This window comes from Vibrio cionasavignyae, from assembly GCF_050337155.1.
GTDB classification, from domain to species: Bacteria; Pseudomonadota; Gammaproteobacteria; order Enterobacterales; family Vibrionaceae; genus Vibrio; species Vibrio nomapromontoriensis.
In genome coordinates this window covers 1-18628 of the sequence record NZ_JAKJSR010000011.1, presented here as the reverse complement: position 1 = coordinate 18628, position 18628 = coordinate 1, and the positions used below count along the sequence as shown (strand labels likewise).

Sequence of the window (18628 nt, the reverse complement as noted above, 5' to 3'; positions counted from 1 at the left end):
AGACGGTCATTCTTGGTGTGAAAACCGTTAACAGTCAGGGTTTGAAGTGGCTCGCGCCCTATCCTACTTTGTTGCTTTGCTGTCCAACTTCACTTTCGAGGCGTCCCACCTTTTCAATGAGTTTGTCGAGCAAGGTGCGTGTGTTCTTCACGTTCTGCCAGAGCAAACCAAGAATTAATATTTCCGTGGGCTTAAAGCCAAGGTCTGCCAGTAGCGCCAAGGCGGGGATTTCTGTCATTCTTTCCCCTTAAACTCATTACGGATCACTTCCCATAAGCCCATAAAGATTGGGACAGTGGCGCCTAATATGCCCCCTGCTTGAATGCCGTCCGGCGTGACCGATGCAGTCAGTAATTCAGGATGACCGGACAACATAGCCGCCGCGGCTCCTAATAACACTATGCCTTTCTTGGTTGAGGGTTGGTTTAAATCGATGTTCATACCGTGTTTTCCTTACGATTAATGTGCTTCCATATATAAGCGCTGATTAACGCGGTCAGGACTCCAACCGCGACGCGCTGAATCATTTCAGGCTTGCTCATACGAGTTGAACCCCTTTTAGAGCATCACTTTCCGAGTAATAGCGACCAACTTCCATAATCGACATGGTGTGGAGCATCTTGGCAAGCAGCTGGTCATTGCCAAGGTTAATTGGTTCATCCAAACCCACATCAATGCCTTTGGCGACGAAGCGCGCATAATTGTCTGAGTCGTTTTCATTTTTCGGTGCAAAGCGGTAAATCATTTCTCGCACCGTGTTAAGCCCGTAGATACTTTGATAATTGCGCAATATCTTGGCGCCAGCTCGAAATCCAAATTTGCTGTGTGAAAAGGTTTCAAAGGAAGGATCGCGAGACACGAACGCTTCCCCTTGCCAGTCGTTACCCACTCGAATGTTCAGTGGGTTGTTATTGCGTATTCCACGCACGGCTTGTTTGCTCATAAAGAAAAGCCAACCTCCAAAGATGAGTATTAAAAGTAAATAACCACGCATCGCTACAGCGCCACGTAATTGGGTGAATTGAAGTAATTCAGGTACAACGGCGTTGCTGAATGGTGAACCATCAACTCAATCTCGGTAATGTATTGGCTAGCAATGGCGCCCTGCACTTTCACGCTCTGATAGTTGTTGGCTGTTACCGATAAAGGATCTTTTACAAGGTACTTTGACCCGTTACTGGTTGACGCAATGCCATAGAAAATCAGTTGTTTTTCGACCCCAAGCGGCGTATCAAACTGGCTCACTGGAATATCGACCCCTGCGGCAATGGCGTCTTTTGTGTAGGTGCCAAGGTTGACGAACGAACGTAAACGGCTTTCACGCACGGGCGTTAAGCTTGGCACCATGTCGGTTTCGGTTGGGTTTAAGAACACGCCCGTTTCTAGGCAGTGATAGCCACTGCGACCTTTTTGTGTTTCAACAAAGAACGCATACAGTTTTGCGGGTTCAAGCTTGATACCATGAATCCAATGGCGTTTCGGTTTGTCCCATGTTTCATCAAACGGCGCTTGCGCCACCACGGACTCAAATTCCCCCGTAATATCATCTAACTTGGCAATGCCAAAGCGCCCACTGGTCATGCTTTGGTTGATGCCATGCAAGAACACCGAATGTGATTTGTTTTCGCTCCAATATTCATTGTTAATGTAGTGTCCGTTTTCCGCTTCATGGGGCGCGGTGAACACGCTATACAGCATCACTCGCACATCGTAACCGGACATCACATCAACGGTGGATTTGGCTTTGTAATGGATGCTGTCATTGGCGCCGGACTCGCAATCATGGGAGAACTCCACAAATGAATTCGATACGCTGTCTGCGACCACTTCAATGTTCCAATAAGGGATCGCCACTTGCCCAAATGAGCGGTTGGCGTACATCTGCGTTAATGCCTGACTTTTGAAGTTAATCATGTTGGTTAAATTGCTCAAACGCTTTAAGTCCGGCGTGGTTAACGTAAAGTCTGGATTCAATAACAGGTTATCCGGTGCACTGCCTGCTTTATCAATGCAGTCGGCAAGGTATTCAATTTTGTTTCGGCTGTTGCCTGTGGGTAGATTGTCACGAACGCTCATTGCTACCACTCCATAATGTGTAAGGTGTCGCCAGCGCTGCCCGTAATCGCAATGGCGGCGGTGGATTCAATTTCTAGTTTTTCCCCTGCATCTAACCCATACGCGCCAATCATCACGGTGGCGGTATTGGTCGCTGGGGCTTTGATGATGAGTTTTTGTCGGTCGCTATTACTGGCTATGTCGTGCGGAAACACGCTCACTTCACTCGTTGACAATACGGCGCTGCGCTTAATGCCAATTTGCTGATTGGCGGCGACTTTCATCACGGGCATGGACTCAATACGTACATATTGTTTTTCCGCAATCGTCATATCGGGCATGTTTACGACCCCAACTTGCTGACCATCGGCAAGCACAATGTTGGGTAGCGCATTGACTGCAATCTGCTGACCTGGCGCCACATTAATTGCGGGAAGTTGCGAGACGATCACTTGTTGTCCGGCGGCAATCTCCATTGGCGGGATGCTTGATACCACAAGGCTTTGCCCTTCAATGGATGGTGTAAATTCACCAATGCCATGTTCAAGCTCAACCACGCCCGAGGCGGTAATCAAACAGCGCCCTAATAACCCCGACGTTGATTTGAATAAGCACTGCTGCCCGAGCTTAATGCGCTCTCCCGTGGCTTCAATTTGGATTTCAATCTTGTTGGTCGCGGTTTCGACAAAGACCCACTCAGACGCCAGCGTGACCGGAATGGTCATCCCACTTTGAAAATCAAGTTGCATTACTTCACCGCCTTATAAGCAATCAAACCAATCACCACGATAACGACCGCCATCAAGATGAGTTGTTGTTGGCTTAACTTGCTCTGTCCACCGTCTTTATTGAACTTGGCAAGCTCCATCATGGCGCTGATGTTCTCTGTGTTTTGTTCTGCTTGGCTACCCGATAGCCCCGCTAACATTTGCAGGTTTTCACTGTTAGCGGATGAGAACTCATCAAGCGCATTTTCGGCAAACCCCATGCTTTCCCCGAGTGCTTGCCCTGCGAAATCCATCGTTTCATCGAGCGCCTGCCCTGCGAATTCATACGATTTGTCGATGGCGCCGTAATCGGTCGCCGTAACGGAAATCGTGGAGTTATTAACGCCACTAATTGCCGTGCCTAAGTTGTCACCACTAATGGCATTTTGACCACTAACGTTAGTGGTGTTAGAACTACTTTTTGAGCTTGAACTACCGCCCATGTTTACACTCCCATTTCCATGCGAGTGGCGTCACCACTGGCACGTTCGGTTGTTTTAAGTTGGCGACAAAGCCGCGCAACCAAGGGAAAATGTGTATCGGCTGAAATGGTGTCGAGTCCTGCCTGTTTGACGTAGCGTTGTAGCTCACGCATCGCGGGAACCACACCGTGACCCGACACGCCCCAAAGAAAGTACGAACGTTCAACTATTTCACCCGCTAATGTGATGTGATAGTTCTCATCCACGAGTTCATACAATCCCACGCGTCCCGCTTGCACTTCCTGCTTGAGTTTGTCGTAATCAGGTTGGCAAGCGCGAAACGCTGGGCGTAGCCGTTCGAGTGCTTTGGGGCATTTATCCAGATAGGTGATCATTTTTTTCTCATCACTAAGAAGACCACGACAATCATCACGCCACCAATGAGCCAAGGATTCACGCCCCCGCCCATATTGATGCCCGTTACTGACTGTCCCGCATTGGTGTTATTACCTGAGGTTGCCGGACCCGACGCGCCACCTGTAAAACCACCACCGCCTGTCAGACTTGTTAAACTTCCCAGCATTACCCTTTCCCTTTGTTAAATAGTACGTACACGACGATTAACGCGACCCCGAGCCATGCGGCGCGGCTTACTCCCTGACTGAGAGTAAACCCGCCCACTAAACCCAATGTCCCCGCAATCACGGCGACTGCGACGATTGGCACATTAACCCCCTTTCTTTAAGGCAAAGAAAAGGATGGCTAGCACGATGACGGCGCCCACACCCATGACGACGGTGTTGTTGAACATGGGTTGCAGTTGCACCACATCACCATTACGTTCTTGGTAGTCGTTTTGATGCTTGCGCTGTTCATCGGGGTTACTGGAATCGGCGCGCTCTAACTCGCCATCGAGCTTGATACCCAACCATTCATCCGAAAACCCGCCAACGGTATCCACCGCGCCCCCTAGAATTTCGCCACCTGTTTCAAGAATGTCGTTAAACCAATCCATAGCGCCCCCTTACTTGGGTTGCTGCAATGCTTGCACTTGCTCGATTGCTTCAATAAGAACGGTCACGCTTCCTGCTTGCGACTTTTCAAGTTCAAACGTCAGTTGTTGCAGTGCGTTGGTCGACAAGCGCCCTTCAACACCAAAGCCCGTACGAATGAAGTCCAGCGAGAACCAACCAAGATTTTGCTCAAGTCCTGCTACCGCAAGGTCATAGGCGTTATCGGCTTGGCAAACGTTCATTTCTTCACGACCATCACGAAGCACACGAACGCGATCAATGGAGTCGTCTTTGAAGTGCATGCGTTTAAGTGAAAAGAACGGTGAACGCTCGGCAAAATCGAACGGTGTGCGTCCTGCTGCTGCGGCAAACCATGTCAGGCTATAAAGACGCGGCAAGTAGTAACGTGTGGATTGCGCTGCCGTGGTATGAGCACGAGCGCGGATTGACGGTGCAGGTTGACCCGTTTTGGCTTTCAGTTGGATGTAGACCATCCAAATTTCACCTTTAAGCGTGACCAGCTCACCCGTTCGCACACCCACTTTGGTACGCAAAGAGAGATCAGCAAATGGAATGATGTAACGACCCGCTTGCGTGAATTGTTTGCGGTGCTCTTGGAAGTCAACGAGGTCTTGACCGGACACGCTCACAATCTCTTTACCGTTGAGTGTTAAACGAATGCGTTCAATGTCGGTTGGCTCAGTAATGTCCGTAACCAGTTCAAAGTTTTGGTATGTTGGACCACTGACCAAACGCAATGTGGCTTGGTTGCCCCAGTTCACACCTTCAACCGGATCAAGTTCACGGGGACGAGGGTTAAATGGCGTTTGAATCATCTCCATATTAGAACCACCCTTTGTCACCGTTGATTTGTTCTTTCAACGGTTGAAGTGCGCCTACGTTGTTGATTGCAGCAATGACAATCAATGCGAACAAAATGGTCACTGCCATTGTTTTATGACTTGCTTTCATTGTTTCCCCTGTCTCACGACGTTGGTTGTTAAGTAAATCGGCGGGAATAACAATGGCGGTAAGAATGAAAAAAGAAAAGTAAGTTCAACCTATAGGTTAACGGTTAACCTATAGGTTGGATTCAACGGTATTGGCGGGTTAATTTCTTGCCTGTCATGCAATTAAAGGCGGCTTTTTCGATGTTGCCTATGCCATCACGAATCAGTAAATACTCGGCAATAGGTTTACCTATGGTCTCCTTGTTTTTCTTAGCAGAAATAAGCTTGGCAACTTCGCTTGGTTCAATGCCTTTACGTTTCGCTATCCATTCCGCGTCGGTGGCATCATTTACCGCACCACACCACCACACACTGGATTGGTTGGTCACGGTTTTAGGCACTTCTTGCCCACGCTGAAACACGGTATGAACCACCAAACCAAATTGACGACCACCGCGAAGCAGCTCGCCTGTTTTACCGTCCAGTTTGCCCGAGGTTTCCGCGCAACTGGCTAGTTCTTCAATCACCACATGCAGCTTTGCCGCCAGTCCATCACCTAACGCCCAACATACCGCGCTGAAAAACTCCAACTCCGACATATTGGCGCCTTGTTTCGGAATGTAGGCGACTTTGAATGGCTGCTTGTTTTTACGAGCACGAACGGCGGCTTTCACAAACTTGGAGCGCTCCGAAAACCCGTGACACATTTGCCCATGAAACTTACTGCCAGCGTAGTTTCGGTATGGATCAAAAAACAATGCCTGACCACTTTTAGGAACCAGCCCCATATGTTTAACGGCGGACGTTTTACCGCCGCCTGTCCCTGCTAAATATATGGTGTGCTCGGCATCGTGGGACGGATTGGAATTAATCGGGTTGGGTAACGCGTTTTGATTCATTCTTCTCCGCCTCCTGCTTAACGTGTTTGAGTTGCTTGAGTTGGCGTTTCGATGTGTACATGAGCGCAAGCAATGCCATGACAAGCGTGGCTTCTTCCATGTAATCCCCAAATGCGCCAAGCATCCCTTTGCCGTGTTTATTGATAACGGGTTTCGCCGCGTCAACAATCGCCGCTTTGCTCTTATCATCAAAGCTAAACTCAACGTCCGAAATAATAGAGGTCGCTTGTTCAGCAATGGTCAACACGATGTTGAGCATCCCTTCAAAGGCTTCACCCGCATCGGGTTCGGTGTCTTCCGGTTGCGCTTGCGTTGGCACATCGCTTTGTTCTGTGCTTTCTAACTCTGAAATAAAGTCGTCAAAACTACCAAAGCCATCACTTTCAACCTGTCCATTAATCGTGTCCATTAGCGGTAACCTCCAATTCTGGCGCCGGACGTAACATGCGCTTGGCAATAAGCACCACCACTAAAAGCAGCGCTAAACATCCAGTGACTTTTAAGATCATCGGTTTGTAATTGCGCGGTTCGGTTTTAACGTCGTTGGGTTCGGTTGGCAATTCGTTGGGTAAATCATTAGGCAATGACGGTTCAATGTTCTCACCTGGCAATGGCTCAACAGTTGATTCAACCACATCAACCGAGTCGGGTTTAATCGGCTCAGGCTTGGCGGGTAAAGGTTGCACAGCGCTTTCAGTACTCACTAAATGGTCGACGCAATATTGGCTCACGCTCTTACTCATTGAACTGTTGCCGCACTTTGGGCAACGGTAATAATGCAAACCAAGGTTGCGCCCATTTTTAGGCGGTTCCCCTGTTTCAATTAAGCGCCCTTCGCCAACCATGTGCACGGTTGACGGTGTTTGGCAAACCGGACACGGCACAAAGCCTTTACTTGGATTCGGTGTTTTCGCCATGCGTCACCTCCGCATCCTCAATCAAATTGGCTTCATTCATGTGACTAACCAGTTGAGCGCGATGTTCGGCACGAACGGCGCGGTTAAACTTGGTTAATAACTCGATGTTATCGAACAATTTCGGATCAAGTCCTAACAGCTCCAACGGATTCGCTTTGCCCATTAATACCTTTGGCAATAGCCCCGCTAAACTGGACGGGTCGAGTTCTTTCAAGATGTTGAGTTGTGTTTCAATTTTGCTTTCTAACGCTTCAAATTTATCTAGCGTGTCGATATTGCGCTGATTCTGCGCGGTAGTATTGGTTTTCATGCTTGCCTCTGTCTCACGACGTTGGGGATTAAGTGTCTCTGTCTCACGACGTAAACAATGGGTGGTTATACTTTCGGGTTCAAATCGTTTTCAATCTGCTGAAGACGTTCGTTAGTTAGTTTCATCCAGACCAAACATAATCGAACCGGTGCCATTAATTTGCCAAGTAACGGCAAGTTGGCGTTGCTGGTAACTTCGCTTTCCAGTTGCTCAGTAATTTGATGTGCTTTACTCAATGCTCTCATTCCTTTTCGTCATTTAGTGAAGTTGGTGGTATTCGTCTTGCAGTGACCGATTCCACGCTTGCAAGGTGGCAATTTCTTCATCGGTCGGTATGGGTGGTCGCTCTTGAGATAAAAGCGATTGCCAATTGCAGCGCTGGCTCAAAAACTGTTGATATTCATCGGCGTAATAGGCATCGGCTTGGGCTTTGATGTCACTAAACTCAATGTCACTTGCCACCATTGACCAATTGCGTGCGCCAGCCGCCCACGTTAAGAACTTATCGACCTTGTTTTTGGCGCCGTCGCCGTCAAAGCAAATCGAGAACGTGTTATCACTACGAGCAAACACGCCGCGTGACTGTTTTTCTGCTTTGTGGTCGGTGATTTCTTGGCTCAATTTGTTGATGTAGTGTTTCAGTTTAAAGCTCTTACTCTTGTTGCCTTGCTTATTAGCGACGTTCAATGCTCGAATCGCGTCTTGTTTTTTGGTTTCCTTGCGGTGTATGGCGCGTAATATCGGTTTGCGCCAACGCTCCAAACGATAGCCGCACTCTTTGATAATCGCTGCCATGTTGTCAGCGTCAAAGCTTGCCATCACTTCCCACGCCGGAGCGCGAGAACAACGGGCGATATTATAGCGATTGCCACGAATTAGCCCTTGTTCAGCGTTGCCACCTTTGGCGGCATAGCCAACCGCTTTGATAAGGTAAGAGCTCGCCGCTTTGGGCTGTTTGATGCGTTCTAAGTTAGCAAAGCCATGCCCCCAGATTTTTTCTAATCGCTTTGCCCACGCTCGAAAAATGGCTTTATCAACTTGCCAGTTAAGCAAAATATGAACATGCGGGTTAGGTTCGCCGTCTTCGTTTGCCGGGCATTCAGCCACCCAAATATAATGAAAATTCGCATTACTACCCGCAACCAAAGTGACATCGTCACATTCTTTAATCGCTTGCTGCGTATGGGTTTCACTGCTAATGCTCGCATCAAAGCCACGCTTGAATAGCTTTTTAGTGCCATCTAGAAAACGGGACACTTCAGAGCCTATCGTAATCTCACCACTAAAGATTCGATCACGTTGCTCGGGTGAAAACGTGAGGGTTAAGAACGTGCAGAATCCATCATGGCACGTTGCCACATACGCCCCTGATTCAAAAATCTTACGAACGGCGCGTGAGGTTAAATTCTCCGTGTATCGCTCACCCACATTGGCACTTGGTGCATCACTCGGACGCGGTTTATACACCATCTGCATTTTGTATTGATTTGACCATTCACGATTCATTAGATATGCGCGTGATTTTACATCTTTATCTGCGTCATCATCGCAAGCTGTATATCCATACAGTGCGTCGCTATTTTGGAACGCTTCCGTACTGGCTAATACGGTTAGCGCCTTCTGTTGCGGCTTAGAGCGCTTAGAGCGGCTTAAAAATCGGTCGATATGTTTGTGTTTTTTGCCGTGTCGGACTTTTGCGCCCTTTGACGAGCCTAGTCCTTTCAGGGCTTCGCCCTGCGCTCCGCGCTGTAGTTCATCGAAGTAATTCGGGCGTAACAATGAACATTGTCCCGCTTGGTAAGCTTGCCCCATTTCTTTGGATTCACGATTTCGAACAAACACTAATTGATCAGCGATAAGAAGCTTTTGGTTTTCGGTTTCAGCCCATGACTTATCTGGACTGTCAAAAAAACCGCTCTCGATGGCGGCAATATTTTTGAGTGTCTTTTCGGGCGATTGGGCGTTGCCGCAAATATAGCCCACCTCCCGTGGACATAATGTGGGTTCGGGTCGAGTATCACTTTGAGGTTCGTATAAATGCTTCATGCCATCACCACCAAACGCTTATCACCCTCCAACGGGATGACAGCGATTCGAGTTGCAACAAAAGTGACACTATTTTTCGCATAGTGCTCACACACAGCAATGGCTGAATAAAAGTTACGCGGTGGCGTAAATGGTAGGTCTTCACCTGTAGGAAGACACGCTTGGTTCGAATATATTGCTACAGTCGCCATGTGTTTTCCTTACGGTAAGTTCGCCAAATTTTCGCCAGCCTCTTTGAGCTTGGCTGTTGCTTGCTCAAGCTCAAATTGATCCACTTCAATACGAGAACCAATAACTTTATTACTCTTTCGTATTGCTTTGCTAAGTGAATCACTGGCACTGATTAGACTGTCACCCGCGCTGCGAACACGTGTTTTTTGCGCTGCTTGTTTCTGAAATACATTGTCAAAAGAGATTGTCGCGAACTCACATCGGCACTGTTGGCACGGTGTCGTACGTGGAGGGATAGCAAACGCGTCCACACTTCGCGTGAATTTATGGTTGCATTTAGGGCAAGCATAACTCTGTTCGCGTGGTGGTAAGCTCATACCTCACCCCCGTTTTCAGTTTCTTCACTTAGCCTTTTCGACATTGCTGTTCTGATTTGCGCTCTCAAACCAGACACGTTGCGATCACCTGTTTCATTGCGATTGCGCTGCGCTTTAAGTAGCTCACGCAATTTAGTTGATTGAAGTTTACTGCGTAAATATATAGTACTGACGAAATCGTCTTTAAGATTCCAAAGCACATTGCTTGAGACTAGAGTAGCAACTTTGTTAGCAGCAGAACTGCCGACTTGCTTCGTTAATGCCTCATGCCTAAGCACTATTATGTTTATTGACCCAACAGACATACTGGTTTTTTGGGCTGATGCGTATGAACGATATTGTTTTGCAGTATTCATGCCTCACCCCCTTGGGAAGAATCCGCGCCCGTTTCGGGCGCTTCATCTAGCTTGCGGGATTGGGTTGGTCTTGGAAAAACTGGCGCACCAAAGTTTTCAGCCCCAAGACGGTTAATGCGTGATGCGTATCGAACCAATTTATCAATGCCGCCATCACCACGGATGCAACATACGATTTGGTTATCACGGTAGAGCCATAAGCAGTTTTCAATACTTTCTAGCTCAAACGCTGTGAAATAAATATTCGCTTCGCCCGTGTTAGCAACAAAGTTACTGTCTAAAACTGACTTCCAGAAAAGTACGCTCATGCGGCACCTCCTGCGATACGTCGTTTAAGTGCATTGTGCGCGACTGCCATTTTGAGGCGGCGTGACTGAAGCTTTCCCTTTAGATAATCCGTTCGGTTATCGTATGGGTGCCAAGGGTTTAGAAAATTCAGTGATTCAACATAGTGCTCTGCGCCTTCGAACCCAACTTCACAAATAAGCAAATTTTGATACTGACGCATGTTAGAGAATTGGAACAACTTTGCCTTTGCTTTCAATAGTTCACATATTTCACGTACACTCATTGTTATGCCTCCCACGATTCGATGCAGCGTGTTGGCGTGCAACGGTAGGTCAACGGTTTACAACGGTGTTGAACGCGTTTTCTGATACCATGCTTTTCGCGAAGCTTTTGCACAAGAAAGCGAGAACGTTGAGTTTTGTCTGGGTCTGGGTTTGCGCACCCTGCCATATCTGGACAAGGTAAATGAATGGGATCGTAAATGGGGTTTGCCATATTCTTAGCCTCCGCAAGCTGTTTCATACTGGTCGTAGAAACAATAAGGCAAGATTTTTTGTACGGCAAGGTGCCTTGACCTAATGCAAGTTGCATAATGTCGCGCTAGAATTAACAAATCGTCAGGGAATGAGCACTAAACAGATGAACGTCACAAATGAATTATTAGATCGCGTTAAAGCCAAATATGGTCTAACCTCAGACTATCAGTTGTGCAAGAAGCTTGGTGTCTCAACAAGTCGAGTAGGCAACTACCGCTCTGAACGTAGCTCTCTTGATTGGGACATTGCGTTCCAAATTGCTGATATGCTACAAGTTGATGATCAATATGTGGTATACGGTTTATTAAAAGACAAGTATAAAAACCCTCGAATTAACAAAGCCTTACAAGAAGGCTCTCCTGCCTAAATTAAATTAACCCGTTTATACATAATGCGTAGTGAGATACTGGTTCTCTTACTGCCATTAATGCCAACGCCAATCCAGCGCAAGCCGTTGAAACACTTGATAAACCCACGCCATTAAACTTTTTTGCGATGTTCTCCCACAAGGCTTTCACCTGCGGATTATCATTGCGGTCTGCGTGACACCCCAACAAAGCTACTTCTGCGTCAATTCCTGCACCTTGCGCTAGAAAAACTGCTTCAGAATCCGACACATAGCGAATTCCTTTACGCATTTTGCTGACTTTGTTTGGTTCTATGTTCATGTCATGTGCAATTTGCTTGTCTTGTACGTAGTTTTGCGCCTTTTTATAGGCGTCTAACAGTTCATTTATGTACATAGCGAGTCTCCTTTAAATTCTATTGTAGCGCCTTAAGTGCGATCTTTCGCATCTTGTAAGTTCGATTAATCGCACTTATAGTTTCGATAAATCGAATCTGACCGCCTTGGGCGCTAGCCCTTGAAGCTTTCACCCTTGGTGGTCACTCAACTATTCAAGGTGGTTATTATGTTTCAGGTACAACACTACGAAAAAAACTCAGCGTTATACAAAAATGATGCTTCGATTTTTCGCTCTGAGCGCAAGGACGTCGACGGCTACTTACTCTCAACAATGATACGTTCGCACTCGGATGATTTCTCATTCAACATTTCTGCTTCGTTTTCAGTTAACGCAAAGTCATTAACGCACCGATTACGCTCTTATGATGATACGCCACCTGCATTCGTCGTTGAATTAGAGCCTGTTAGTTTATATTTCACGCTTCTTGAGGAATACCTACAGTTCTGCAAGTTCTTCGCGATTAAAGTCGATGCCGAACTTATCGAACGTTTTAATACTGAAACTGCCACTTCAATCGAGGCTCGTTAATCATGACTGAAGCCCAAGTAATTTACTACGACCTAATGCCTGACTACACGGTGTCTGTGCTCGTAAAAGGTTTTGAAGATTGGGATCTCTTTAAATCTTTCTCAAACCTTGAAGCTTGGGCTGTCTCCGAGTTTGGTCAATACGAACTCGTGTCCATTACCAATACAACCTATCAAGAGCGCTTCGACATGGGAGTATTCGAATGAACACGGCCAAGAAAATCATCGAGAAATTCGAACCGGCTAAACCAGAACAAGTTCACATCGACTTTCTGTGCTTCACGTTTTCGGTTAAAGACTTGCGTCATTGCCACACGGCCTATAGCAATTTAGCCAACGCACCTAAACACGGAACCGTATTACCACAGCTAAAGTTACGTGAAAAATCACTGTTACAGCGTCACGCAAGAGCACCTAAGTTCCCTGCTCCACCTGAGTTCAATCCGACGCTAGCCAAGACCACACAAGACATTGAGAGCTATACCGCTGCATTCCAAGTTATCTATCGCGAGTATCTTGAGCGCTGTTTGGTCATCTTCACCAATCAAGTGCTTGGGCTTTCAATGTCTGCGCCTCGTGGTCTGGGTTTTCAATACTACAGCGACTCCATGAAGCTCACGTGCAAAGACGGTGAAGACTTCTGCGGCTTCATTGGTATCGGCGGAAATAATGACACCGTGCATTTCCAGATTAACGGCACTGGCTGTAAACACGTCTTTGACCGTCGCCAACCTTGGGCGATTCACGATTGGTTGTCTAACGTGCTTGGTGTTCAAACCTTAGCGCGTGTTGACTTAGCGTATGACGATTACGACGGCCTGTTTGATTGCGAATACGCTCGCAAAGCATGGCATGACGATGCATTTCGCACCGCAGCTCGCGGTCGTGGCCCGAAGCTATCTATCGGTCACGACATTGAAAAAATGGACGAAAACGGCAATCCCGTTTACAGCAAAGAGCAATATTCCATTGGCTCGCGAACGTCTCGAGTGTACTGGCGAATCTATAACAAAGCCCTTGAGCAGAACTTAGCGAACACTGGCCTAAGTTGGTATCGCTCAGAGGTTGAACTGAAAAAGTGGAACATTGACGTTCTGCTCAATCCATCGGGCGCGTTCGCAGCTATCAATGCGTTTGCAGCGTCCATTGCGGTATCAGAGCCGTTCAACACCAAACCTGTGCCATCGAAAAAAGCCGCATGTGACCTACTCACTTCTGCTTTTTGGATGCGCAGACAGTACGGAAAAATCCTAAACAGCTTTATCGAATTCCATGATGGTGACATTGAAACTGCCATTGGTCAGCTCATTCGAGACGGCAAAAAATACACCTTTCCCGATACCTACGGGAAGTTAGTCGAACACATATTGGAGAATTAACAATGGCTACAGTTTTTGTATTAGGCATGGACATCGTTTGGAACTCATTTCGCGGTGACAGCGCCCAACTGAATATCTCGCGTCCACTGCGTGAAATTAACACCGACAAGTACAAGCGTCGCACCATTGGTGAGTCTGGTGACGTCAACGAAAAATGGGATCAAGTGTTAGCTGTTGACTACCAATACGCGCTCAAACTCGAAAAAACAGGCGCGTTGGTTCCTCGCCGTGAGTATGAACTGCGACTTGAAATCAACCCACTTGATCCTTTGGCTGGCGCCATTGTGACCGAACTGATTCCAGTGGATGAGGAAATTAAAAAGCATTTCCAACAGTCCCTTAAGGCTTAAATGCGAACATTTATTAATTCCGGTTAATAGCTAAATAAAGGGACTAGATATGTACGTACTAGCTTGTGACGAACCAATTATTAATATGGCCTGTCACTCGGGATTTATATCTATACCACAAGTGGTTGAGCCTTCTTTGATGACTTTGGCTCAATTTCAAGAAATAACRCCACACGTATTGTTRTTTCTTGTTACATGTTCTGTATATAAAAAGTTGTCTTCTTAATTATTCAAATAAGGAAATAGTATGAATATCAATAAAAAAGTTTTCGGCTCTGTAGCTATGCTTGCATCAGCTTTTGTCGCTCCATCTGCATTCGCTGCAATTGATGTGACTGGGGCAACCGCYTCTATCACTGATGGTGTCACAGCGGTCGGTGTTATTGGTGGCGCGATGATTGTTATTACTGTGCTGAAACGGGTTTGGAGTAAAATTGGCGGATAGTAYCTTTATCCTAACTAATATGAGGGGRGCTTTGGCTTCCCTTTTTTTGGAGGTCATTTATGGGGCTAACACTAGAAGTATTTACAATAATAGTTTTACTCGTGGGTTATATTATCGCACTCAGCTGAGGTTTAAATGAAAATTATATTTTTTGTATTGCTGATGTTTAGTTATAACACTTTCGCCGCTGATATTAGATGGGSTGTGATAACAACCATTGACGAAGGTTGGTTTACTGCTGATACTTGCGAAGGTGCTGTTAGGCTGGAGTTCTCCGATCATTATGCTTACTAYCCCTCAGTAGATATTGTCGAGGCAAGTTGTAGAGAACATCCGTCAATTCCAGGGTGGTTATGGATGATCAAAGGTTCGATTGCCGTTACACGTGACACTTGCCCATCCGGAACGTTTGCATCTTATCCTTCTACTGAATGTGAGTCTAATCAGTGTGAGTTTCAAGCAGGTGAYGTTATACAGTCGGGTTTAAGGGGGAAGCCATCTCAAGTTAAGGAGTCCTATTGCGCTAAACGATGTAAGGCCACACCTAAGCGAGTCGGTGACATTTGTCTGGGTTTTGGGGGRGAAGAAGCCACTTGTAGTTATGAACTAGTTTCAACGGGTTATGATTGCAAAGGTAATCCTCCTTCATCCGGCGGTGGTGAGGGGTCAACGCCCCCTGTTCCGGAAGATAACGGTGATGGCAGTTCGGGTGGCGGTGACGGCTCGCTTTCTCCTGGTACAGGCAATGGCGATGAGACTGGTGGTAACGGTGACATCAATAACGATGGTGAGCAAACCTTAGTCGATACAAATGGTAACTTAGCAAAAATTGTTGAGAATACCGCAGTAACGGTCGAATCATTAGCCACCAACTCTAATTTGCTTGGTCAGAAACTAGATGATGTCGTTGACGCTATCAATAACAACTCTGGAGGCTCCGGCGGCTCWGGAGGTTCTGAAGGCTCTGGCGATATTTCAGCATCTTATAATTGCGCATCTGATAAATTTGAGTGCTCTGGTGATGTCATTCAATGCATGATTGCGAAAATCTCATATGATGAGTCTTGTATTAGTGACGAATTGTCATCTTTAGAATCATCGTTAACAGACCTTACATCCGTTGATAACGTTGCTCTAATCGTTCAGSAAGATACAGTTGATTTTAGCCAACTAGACACAAAATACCTTCATGGCTCTGGTGTTTCTGCTTCTAATTCTTGCCCTGCCGATAAGAAAATTAACTTCTCAATATTTAATGCCAATGTGTCGTTTTTACTTCCTYTATCACCACTCTGCTCGGCGGTTGAAATGTTTTCACCTGTAGTGATATTAATGGGTTGGTTTGCGGGTCTTGGGATTATAGGCCGTTCACAAGGAGCGTTTTAAATGCCCTACTTTATTACTTTTTTAGCCACTATTATCGTTCCACTTATTCCTTCAATTGTTCGYGGTTTGGTCTCTTATGTTGCAGTGAGCTTGGGCTTTAGCTTGGTCGCGTATACCGGCATTTCGAAGGGTTTAGATTTATTTCGGGACTATATTCAAAATGAACTTAATGGTTTAGCGCCTGATGTGGCCGCTATCGTTGGTATGAGTGGGTTTCCGGAATCTGTTAATGCAATCCTAACGTGCATTGTTTTTAGCTTTACATTAAGTGGCATGATGAAAGCGACGGGTTACAAACCGTCTTGGCGTTCACCTAGTTAGTTGAGACTAATATATGTTATATGGCTTTTCTGGCGACCCCGGTACGGGCAAGTCTCTCAATGCAATAAARTTCATTATCGAAAATGATGACTTCTTTGGGATGCCAGTGTATTACTTCGGCATCAGGATTATGTTACTTGATTTTAAGGTATGTGATAGTTTCCAAGGTTGGCTTTATGGCGTTTATTATCCCGAAAATAGTGACAACGTAGATTTAAAAAACCGATTATTCAAAATTGAAAAAGAAAGTCGTTTGGCATCTGTTGAAGATTTTCCGTACTTAGCTTACTTGTACAAACAACATGACCCCGTTGCCCTGTGGCTCTCTTGGTTTAAAAAGGTAGCATCTAAACGGAAGTTGTCATCGTTCGCTGAAGCATTAGCAGTTTTAAATAAAAGAGAATGTGACTTAACAGCTCAGGATATTCATAACTTAGGGCTGTCTTGGAACCAGATACAAGATCCTACCTTAGTGCATGAGCTACCAGCAGGCTCTGTGATTTTAGTTGATGAAGTTCAAAACATCTGGTCAAGTCGGTCGTCATCCAAGGTTTTAACGCCTGATTTAGAGTTTGTCACGGTTCATAGGCACTCGGCTAACCACCTTGTTTACATCTCTCAAAACTTTAAGGATGTTGACCCTGTCATTACTCGCCGCATTTCCCATTTCACGTATTACAAGTTTTTTGGTGGTGATTACTTGTACCGCTATGAGCATAACGACTTTTTTGACATCTCCTCTAAAACAGATTTGAGGCGTGTAGAGCCAGTGAAAATCAAACGTGATGCTCGATACTATGGCTTGTATTTGAGTGCGATTGCTCATACCCAAAAAGTGAAGCTTGCACCCGCAATGATTAAAAACATCAAGCTATTTTCAATCTATATTYTGGTCTTCATTGCCCTCCTCTATTTCGGTTTTAATAGTTCGATTGCCCAGCCAGTTCGAGAGCGTATGTTTGGCGTTGACGACATCGAATCTAAGACGTCTTCCCCTGTTGATACTCGCGTTATAGTGGAGTCGAGTGCTTCATCTTCTAACGTTGATACGTCTTACCTAGACAAGTTTATTTCTAGATTCGACATCATGCCGAGCTCTGCCCCTTTCTTTGATGACCTAACCGCTAACCCAAGGGTTTATCCAAAGCTATCTTGTATCCAATATGATGATAAATGCGCGTGCTTTACTCAGCAGTTAACCGCGTATGATGTCACCGACTTTACGTGTAAAACCATTGCGAAAAATGGCAGCTTTGACCCATTTATGGGCACTAAGGGAAAGCGAAGTAATCCATCATCCAATATTAATAAGGTCTTTAAATGAAACCTTTAATATGTCTTACTTGCTTGCTGCTTTCTTGTTCAGGTTTCGCTCAGTCGTTCAGTAGCAACATGGCCAACAAGACGCTCAACGAGTTTTTTCTTTTATCATCCGAAATCATGAACAAGACTATCATTGCTGACTCATCAATAAATGGTCGAGTTAAAATCTTTCAAGTTCACTTCGCCAACTCATATACGGAAGTCTTTAAGCTAGTTTTGAAGTCCCACAATCTGACGTTTGAACAGTACGATAATGTTTATTACATCAAACCAGAGGTGAACTCCTTATCGTTCTACTTCCCTTTTTTTGATTTAGTGACCAATGTCTATGTCACCTCATACCAACTGTCGAAGCACAGTGACGATTTACAGTCCGTTCATGTTGACTTTAAGTTGATATCGGGTAGTGATACTTATTATGTCTCAGATAGATCTTTGTCAGCATTCAATGTTGACGTTGTGTTTATTGATAGCTGTTTGGTTAAGTTGACAAGGAATCAGCGTTCTAAGTTTGTCACTTGTGAACCCGTTTCAAATGACTATCAGCGAACAGACTTAGCGACCGTTGATATTGATGAATCAATCGTAAATGACAACGATGGATGACTGTAACCAGGTTCAACGACACAAAAGTGGACAAAAACACGGGGATTGAAATAAACTGTATAAACATACAGTATTTTGAGGTGACGTATGTTTATGTCTATACAGGTACGGTCAAACTACCGGATTGACCGCATCAACGAACACGGTGCGGTCGATTCAAGCAAACGAGAAGACGGTAACATCAACGCCTTGCTCAAAAGTGGCAGTACACACAGCGCCCCTTTTGGCGGCTTTATTGAAGCAGGAAACTTAATAGGATTACCTAAGGTCAAGCTCGCGAACATAGCAGCGCTATGCGAAGACCTCGAAGCAGACAAGCCCACGTACAACATTCCCAAAGACCACTTTGTGGTCGGTACGTATTTAGAGCAACGGCTGTTCATTCTACTCAAGAACGGAGAGCCACAACACTTCATCGACCACAACGTAGAGCTAGAA

General features: G+C 45.9%; 36 protein-coding genes. 11 read left to right on the top strand and 25 right to left on the bottom strand.

What is annotated here, in order from left to right:
- Positions 1–58: 58 nt before the first annotated feature.
- From L4D74_RS05910 to L4D74_RS05795, 24 genes are all read right to left on the bottom strand, one after another.
- Entirely contained in the window at positions 59–238 is a 180-nt protein-coding gene (locus tag L4D74_RS05910) for a hypothetical protein (RefSeq protein WP_428751215.1), read from the bottom strand.
- Entirely contained in the window at positions 235–441 is a 207-nt protein-coding gene (locus L4D74_RS05905; protein ID WP_428751214.1) for a hypothetical protein, read from the bottom strand. The genes L4D74_RS05910 and L4D74_RS05905 overlap by 4 nt, the downstream gene beginning before the upstream one ends.
- Positions 442–538: 97 nt before the next feature.
- On the bottom strand, positions 539–943 hold the full coding sequence (locus tag L4D74_RS05900) for a structural protein (RefSeq protein WP_428751213.1): 405 nt from the start codon (positions 941–943) through the stop codon (positions 539–541).
- A 53-nt stretch (positions 944–996) separates the two neighbouring features.
- Positions 997–2076: a hypothetical protein gene (locus L4D74_RS05895; RefSeq protein WP_428751212.1), complete on the bottom strand. Its 1080-nt coding sequence runs from the start codon at positions 2074–2076 to the stop codon at positions 997–999.
- A 2-nt stretch (positions 2077–2078) separates the two neighbouring features.
- A complete protein-coding gene (locus L4D74_RS05890; RefSeq protein WP_428751211.1) occupies positions 2079–2804 on the bottom strand; it encodes a hypothetical protein in 726 nt (241 codons plus the stop codon).
- Positions 2804–3265 carry a chemotaxis protein gene (locus L4D74_RS05885; protein WP_428751210.1) on the bottom strand — a complete coding sequence of 154 codons (462 nt, stop codon included), beginning with the start codon at positions 3263–3265 and terminating at the stop codon, positions 2804–2806. Before L4D74_RS05885 ends, L4D74_RS05890 begins: the two co-directional genes overlap by 1 nt.
- 2 nt (positions 3266–3267) lie before the next feature.
- Positions 3268–3639 carry a DNAase gene (locus L4D74_RS05880; protein ID WP_428751209.1) on the bottom strand — a complete coding sequence of 124 codons (372 nt, stop codon included), beginning with the start codon at positions 3637–3639 and terminating at the stop codon, positions 3268–3270.
- Positions 3636–3827, bottom strand: a complete 192-nt coding sequence (locus L4D74_RS05875) for a hypothetical protein (RefSeq protein ID WP_428751208.1) — start codon at positions 3825–3827, stop codon at positions 3636–3638. The genes L4D74_RS05880 and L4D74_RS05875 overlap by 4 nt, the downstream gene beginning before the upstream one ends.
- Positions 3827–3970 (bottom strand): hypothetical protein, encoded by a 144-nt coding sequence (locus L4D74_RS05870; protein WP_428751207.1) that lies wholly within the window; start codon positions 3968–3970, stop codon positions 3827–3829. Before L4D74_RS05870 ends, L4D74_RS05875 begins: the two co-directional genes overlap by 1 nt.
- A 1-nt stretch (position 3971) precedes the next feature.
- A complete protein-coding gene (locus tag L4D74_RS05865) occupies positions 3972–4259 on the bottom strand; it encodes a hypothetical protein (protein WP_428751206.1) in 288 nt (95 codons plus the stop codon).
- Between the two features lie 9 nt (positions 4260–4268).
- Positions 4269–5099, bottom strand: a complete 831-nt coding sequence (locus L4D74_RS05860) for a major capsid protein P2 (RefSeq protein ID WP_428751205.1) — start codon at positions 5097–5099, stop codon at positions 4269–4271.
- A gap of 1 nt (position 5100) precedes the next feature.
- Positions 5101–5229 (bottom strand): hypothetical protein, encoded by a 129-nt coding sequence (locus tag L4D74_RS05855; protein WP_428751204.1) that lies wholly within the window; start codon positions 5227–5229, stop codon positions 5101–5103.
- Between the two features lie 121 nt (positions 5230–5350).
- Positions 5351–6106: a hypothetical protein gene (locus L4D74_RS05850; protein ID WP_428751203.1), complete on the bottom strand. Its 756-nt coding sequence runs from the start codon at positions 6104–6106 to the stop codon at positions 5351–5353.
- Positions 6075–6515 (bottom strand): hypothetical protein, encoded by a 441-nt coding sequence (locus tag L4D74_RS05845; protein WP_428751202.1) that lies wholly within the window; start codon positions 6513–6515, stop codon positions 6075–6077. The genes L4D74_RS05850 and L4D74_RS05845 overlap by 32 nt, the downstream gene beginning before the upstream one ends.
- Positions 6502–7023, bottom strand: coding sequence for a hypothetical protein (locus tag L4D74_RS05840; protein ID WP_428751201.1), 522 nt, complete (start codon positions 7021–7023; stop codon positions 6502–6504). The genes L4D74_RS05845 and L4D74_RS05840 overlap by 14 nt, the downstream gene beginning before the upstream one ends.
- Complete coding sequence (locus L4D74_RS05835) at positions 6998–7333, bottom strand: hypothetical protein (protein WP_428751200.1); 336 nt, start codon at positions 7331–7333, stop codon at positions 6998–7000. Before L4D74_RS05835 ends, L4D74_RS05840 begins: the two co-directional genes overlap by 26 nt.
- 65 nt (positions 7334–7398) lie before the next feature.
- On the bottom strand, positions 7399–7569 hold the full coding sequence (locus L4D74_RS05830) for a hypothetical protein (RefSeq protein WP_428751199.1): 171 nt from the start codon (positions 7567–7569) through the stop codon (positions 7399–7401).
- A gap of 22 nt (positions 7570–7591) precedes the next feature.
- On the bottom strand, positions 7592–9379 hold the full coding sequence (locus L4D74_RS05825; protein ID WP_428751198.1) for a rolling circle replication-associated protein: 1788 nt from the start codon (positions 9377–9379) through the stop codon (positions 7592–7594).
- A complete protein-coding gene (locus L4D74_RS05820; protein WP_428751197.1) occupies positions 9376–9570 on the bottom strand; it encodes a hypothetical protein in 195 nt (64 codons plus the stop codon). The genes L4D74_RS05825 and L4D74_RS05820 overlap by 4 nt, the downstream gene beginning before the upstream one ends.
- Positions 9571–9579: 9 nt before the next feature.
- Entirely contained in the window at positions 9580–9927 is a 348-nt protein-coding gene (locus tag L4D74_RS05815; RefSeq protein WP_428751196.1) for a hypothetical protein, read from the bottom strand.
- Positions 9924–10283: a hypothetical protein gene (locus L4D74_RS05810; RefSeq protein ID WP_428751195.1), complete on the bottom strand. Its 360-nt coding sequence runs from the start codon at positions 10281–10283 to the stop codon at positions 9924–9926. The genes L4D74_RS05815 and L4D74_RS05810 overlap by 4 nt, the downstream gene beginning before the upstream one ends.
- Positions 10280–10591 carry a hypothetical protein gene (locus tag L4D74_RS05805; protein WP_428751194.1) on the bottom strand — a complete coding sequence of 104 codons (312 nt, stop codon included), beginning with the start codon at positions 10589–10591 and terminating at the stop codon, positions 10280–10282. The genes L4D74_RS05810 and L4D74_RS05805 overlap by 4 nt, the downstream gene beginning before the upstream one ends.
- A complete protein-coding gene (locus tag L4D74_RS05800) occupies positions 10588–10854 on the bottom strand; it encodes a hypothetical protein (protein ID WP_428751193.1) in 267 nt (88 codons plus the stop codon). Before L4D74_RS05800 ends, L4D74_RS05805 begins: the two co-directional genes overlap by 4 nt.
- 2 nt (positions 10855–10856) lie before the next feature.
- On the bottom strand, positions 10857–11162 hold the full coding sequence (locus L4D74_RS05795) for a hypothetical protein (protein WP_428751192.1): 306 nt from the start codon (positions 11160–11162) through the stop codon (positions 10857–10859).
- Positions 11163–11210: 48 nt separating this feature from the next.
- Here L4D74_RS05795 and L4D74_RS05790 point away from each other — a divergent pair, with 48 nt between their 5' ends.
- Complete coding sequence (locus tag L4D74_RS05790; RefSeq protein ID WP_428751191.1) at positions 11211–11474, top strand: helix-turn-helix domain-containing protein; 264 nt, start codon at positions 11211–11213, stop codon at positions 11472–11474.
- 1 nt (position 11475) lies between these two features.
- Here the strand turns inward: L4D74_RS05790 and L4D74_RS05785 are convergent, their stop codons facing one another.
- On the bottom strand, positions 11476–11850 hold the full coding sequence (locus L4D74_RS05785; RefSeq protein ID WP_428751190.1) for a DUF3693 domain-containing protein: 375 nt from the start codon (positions 11848–11850) through the stop codon (positions 11476–11478).
- 168 nt (positions 11851–12018) lie between these two features.
- Between L4D74_RS05785 and L4D74_RS05780 the strand changes: the two genes are divergently transcribed.
- The 10 genes from L4D74_RS05780 to L4D74_RS05735 form a co-directional block, all read left to right on the top strand.
- Positions 12019–12381: a hypothetical protein gene (locus L4D74_RS05780; RefSeq protein WP_428751189.1), complete on the top strand. Its 363-nt coding sequence runs from the start codon at positions 12019–12021 to the stop codon at positions 12379–12381.
- Positions 12382–12383: 2 nt separating this feature from the next.
- On the top strand, positions 12384–12587 hold the full coding sequence (locus L4D74_RS05775; RefSeq protein ID WP_428751188.1) for a hypothetical protein: 204 nt from the start codon (positions 12384–12386) through the stop codon (positions 12585–12587).
- A complete protein-coding gene (locus tag L4D74_RS05770) occupies positions 12584–13759 on the top strand; it encodes a replication initiation factor domain-containing protein (RefSeq protein WP_428751187.1) in 1176 nt (391 codons plus the stop codon). Before L4D74_RS05775 ends, L4D74_RS05770 begins: the two co-directional genes overlap by 4 nt.
- Positions 13760–13761: 2 nt before the next feature.
- Positions 13762–14109: a DUF1293 family protein gene (locus tag L4D74_RS05765; RefSeq protein WP_428751186.1), complete on the top strand. Its 348-nt coding sequence runs from the start codon at positions 13762–13764 to the stop codon at positions 14107–14109.
- 247 nt (positions 14110–14356) lie between these two features.
- Positions 14357–14554 carry a major capsid protein gene (locus L4D74_RS05760; RefSeq protein WP_428751185.1) on the top strand — a complete coding sequence of 66 codons (198 nt, stop codon included), beginning with the start codon at positions 14357–14359 and terminating at the stop codon, positions 14552–14554.
- 135 nt (positions 14555–14689) lie between these two features.
- Positions 14690–15940 (top strand): virulence factor TspB C-terminal domain-related protein, encoded by a 1251-nt coding sequence (locus L4D74_RS05755; protein ID WP_428751184.1) that lies wholly within the window; start codon positions 14690–14692, stop codon positions 15938–15940.
- Positions 15941–16261 carry a DUF2523 domain-containing protein gene (locus tag L4D74_RS05750; RefSeq protein WP_428751183.1) on the top strand — a complete coding sequence of 107 codons (321 nt, stop codon included), beginning with the start codon at positions 15941–15943 and terminating at the stop codon, positions 16259–16261.
- Positions 16262–16274: 13 nt separating this feature from the next.
- The gene (locus L4D74_RS05745; RefSeq protein ID WP_428751182.1) at positions 16275–17585 is read left to right on the top strand and encodes a zonular occludens toxin domain-containing protein; all 1311 of its coding nucleotides are present in this window, start codon (positions 16275–16277) and stop codon (positions 17583–17585) included.
- Positions 17582–18190 (top strand): hypothetical protein, encoded by a 609-nt coding sequence (locus L4D74_RS05740; RefSeq protein WP_428751181.1) that lies wholly within the window; start codon positions 17582–17584, stop codon positions 18188–18190. The genes L4D74_RS05745 and L4D74_RS05740 overlap by 4 nt, the downstream gene beginning before the upstream one ends.
- A gap of 87 nt (positions 18191–18277) precedes the next feature.
- Positions 18278–18628, top strand: a 351-nt coding sequence (locus L4D74_RS05735) for a hypothetical protein (protein WP_428751180.1), incomplete at its 3' end; no start/stop codon positions are given.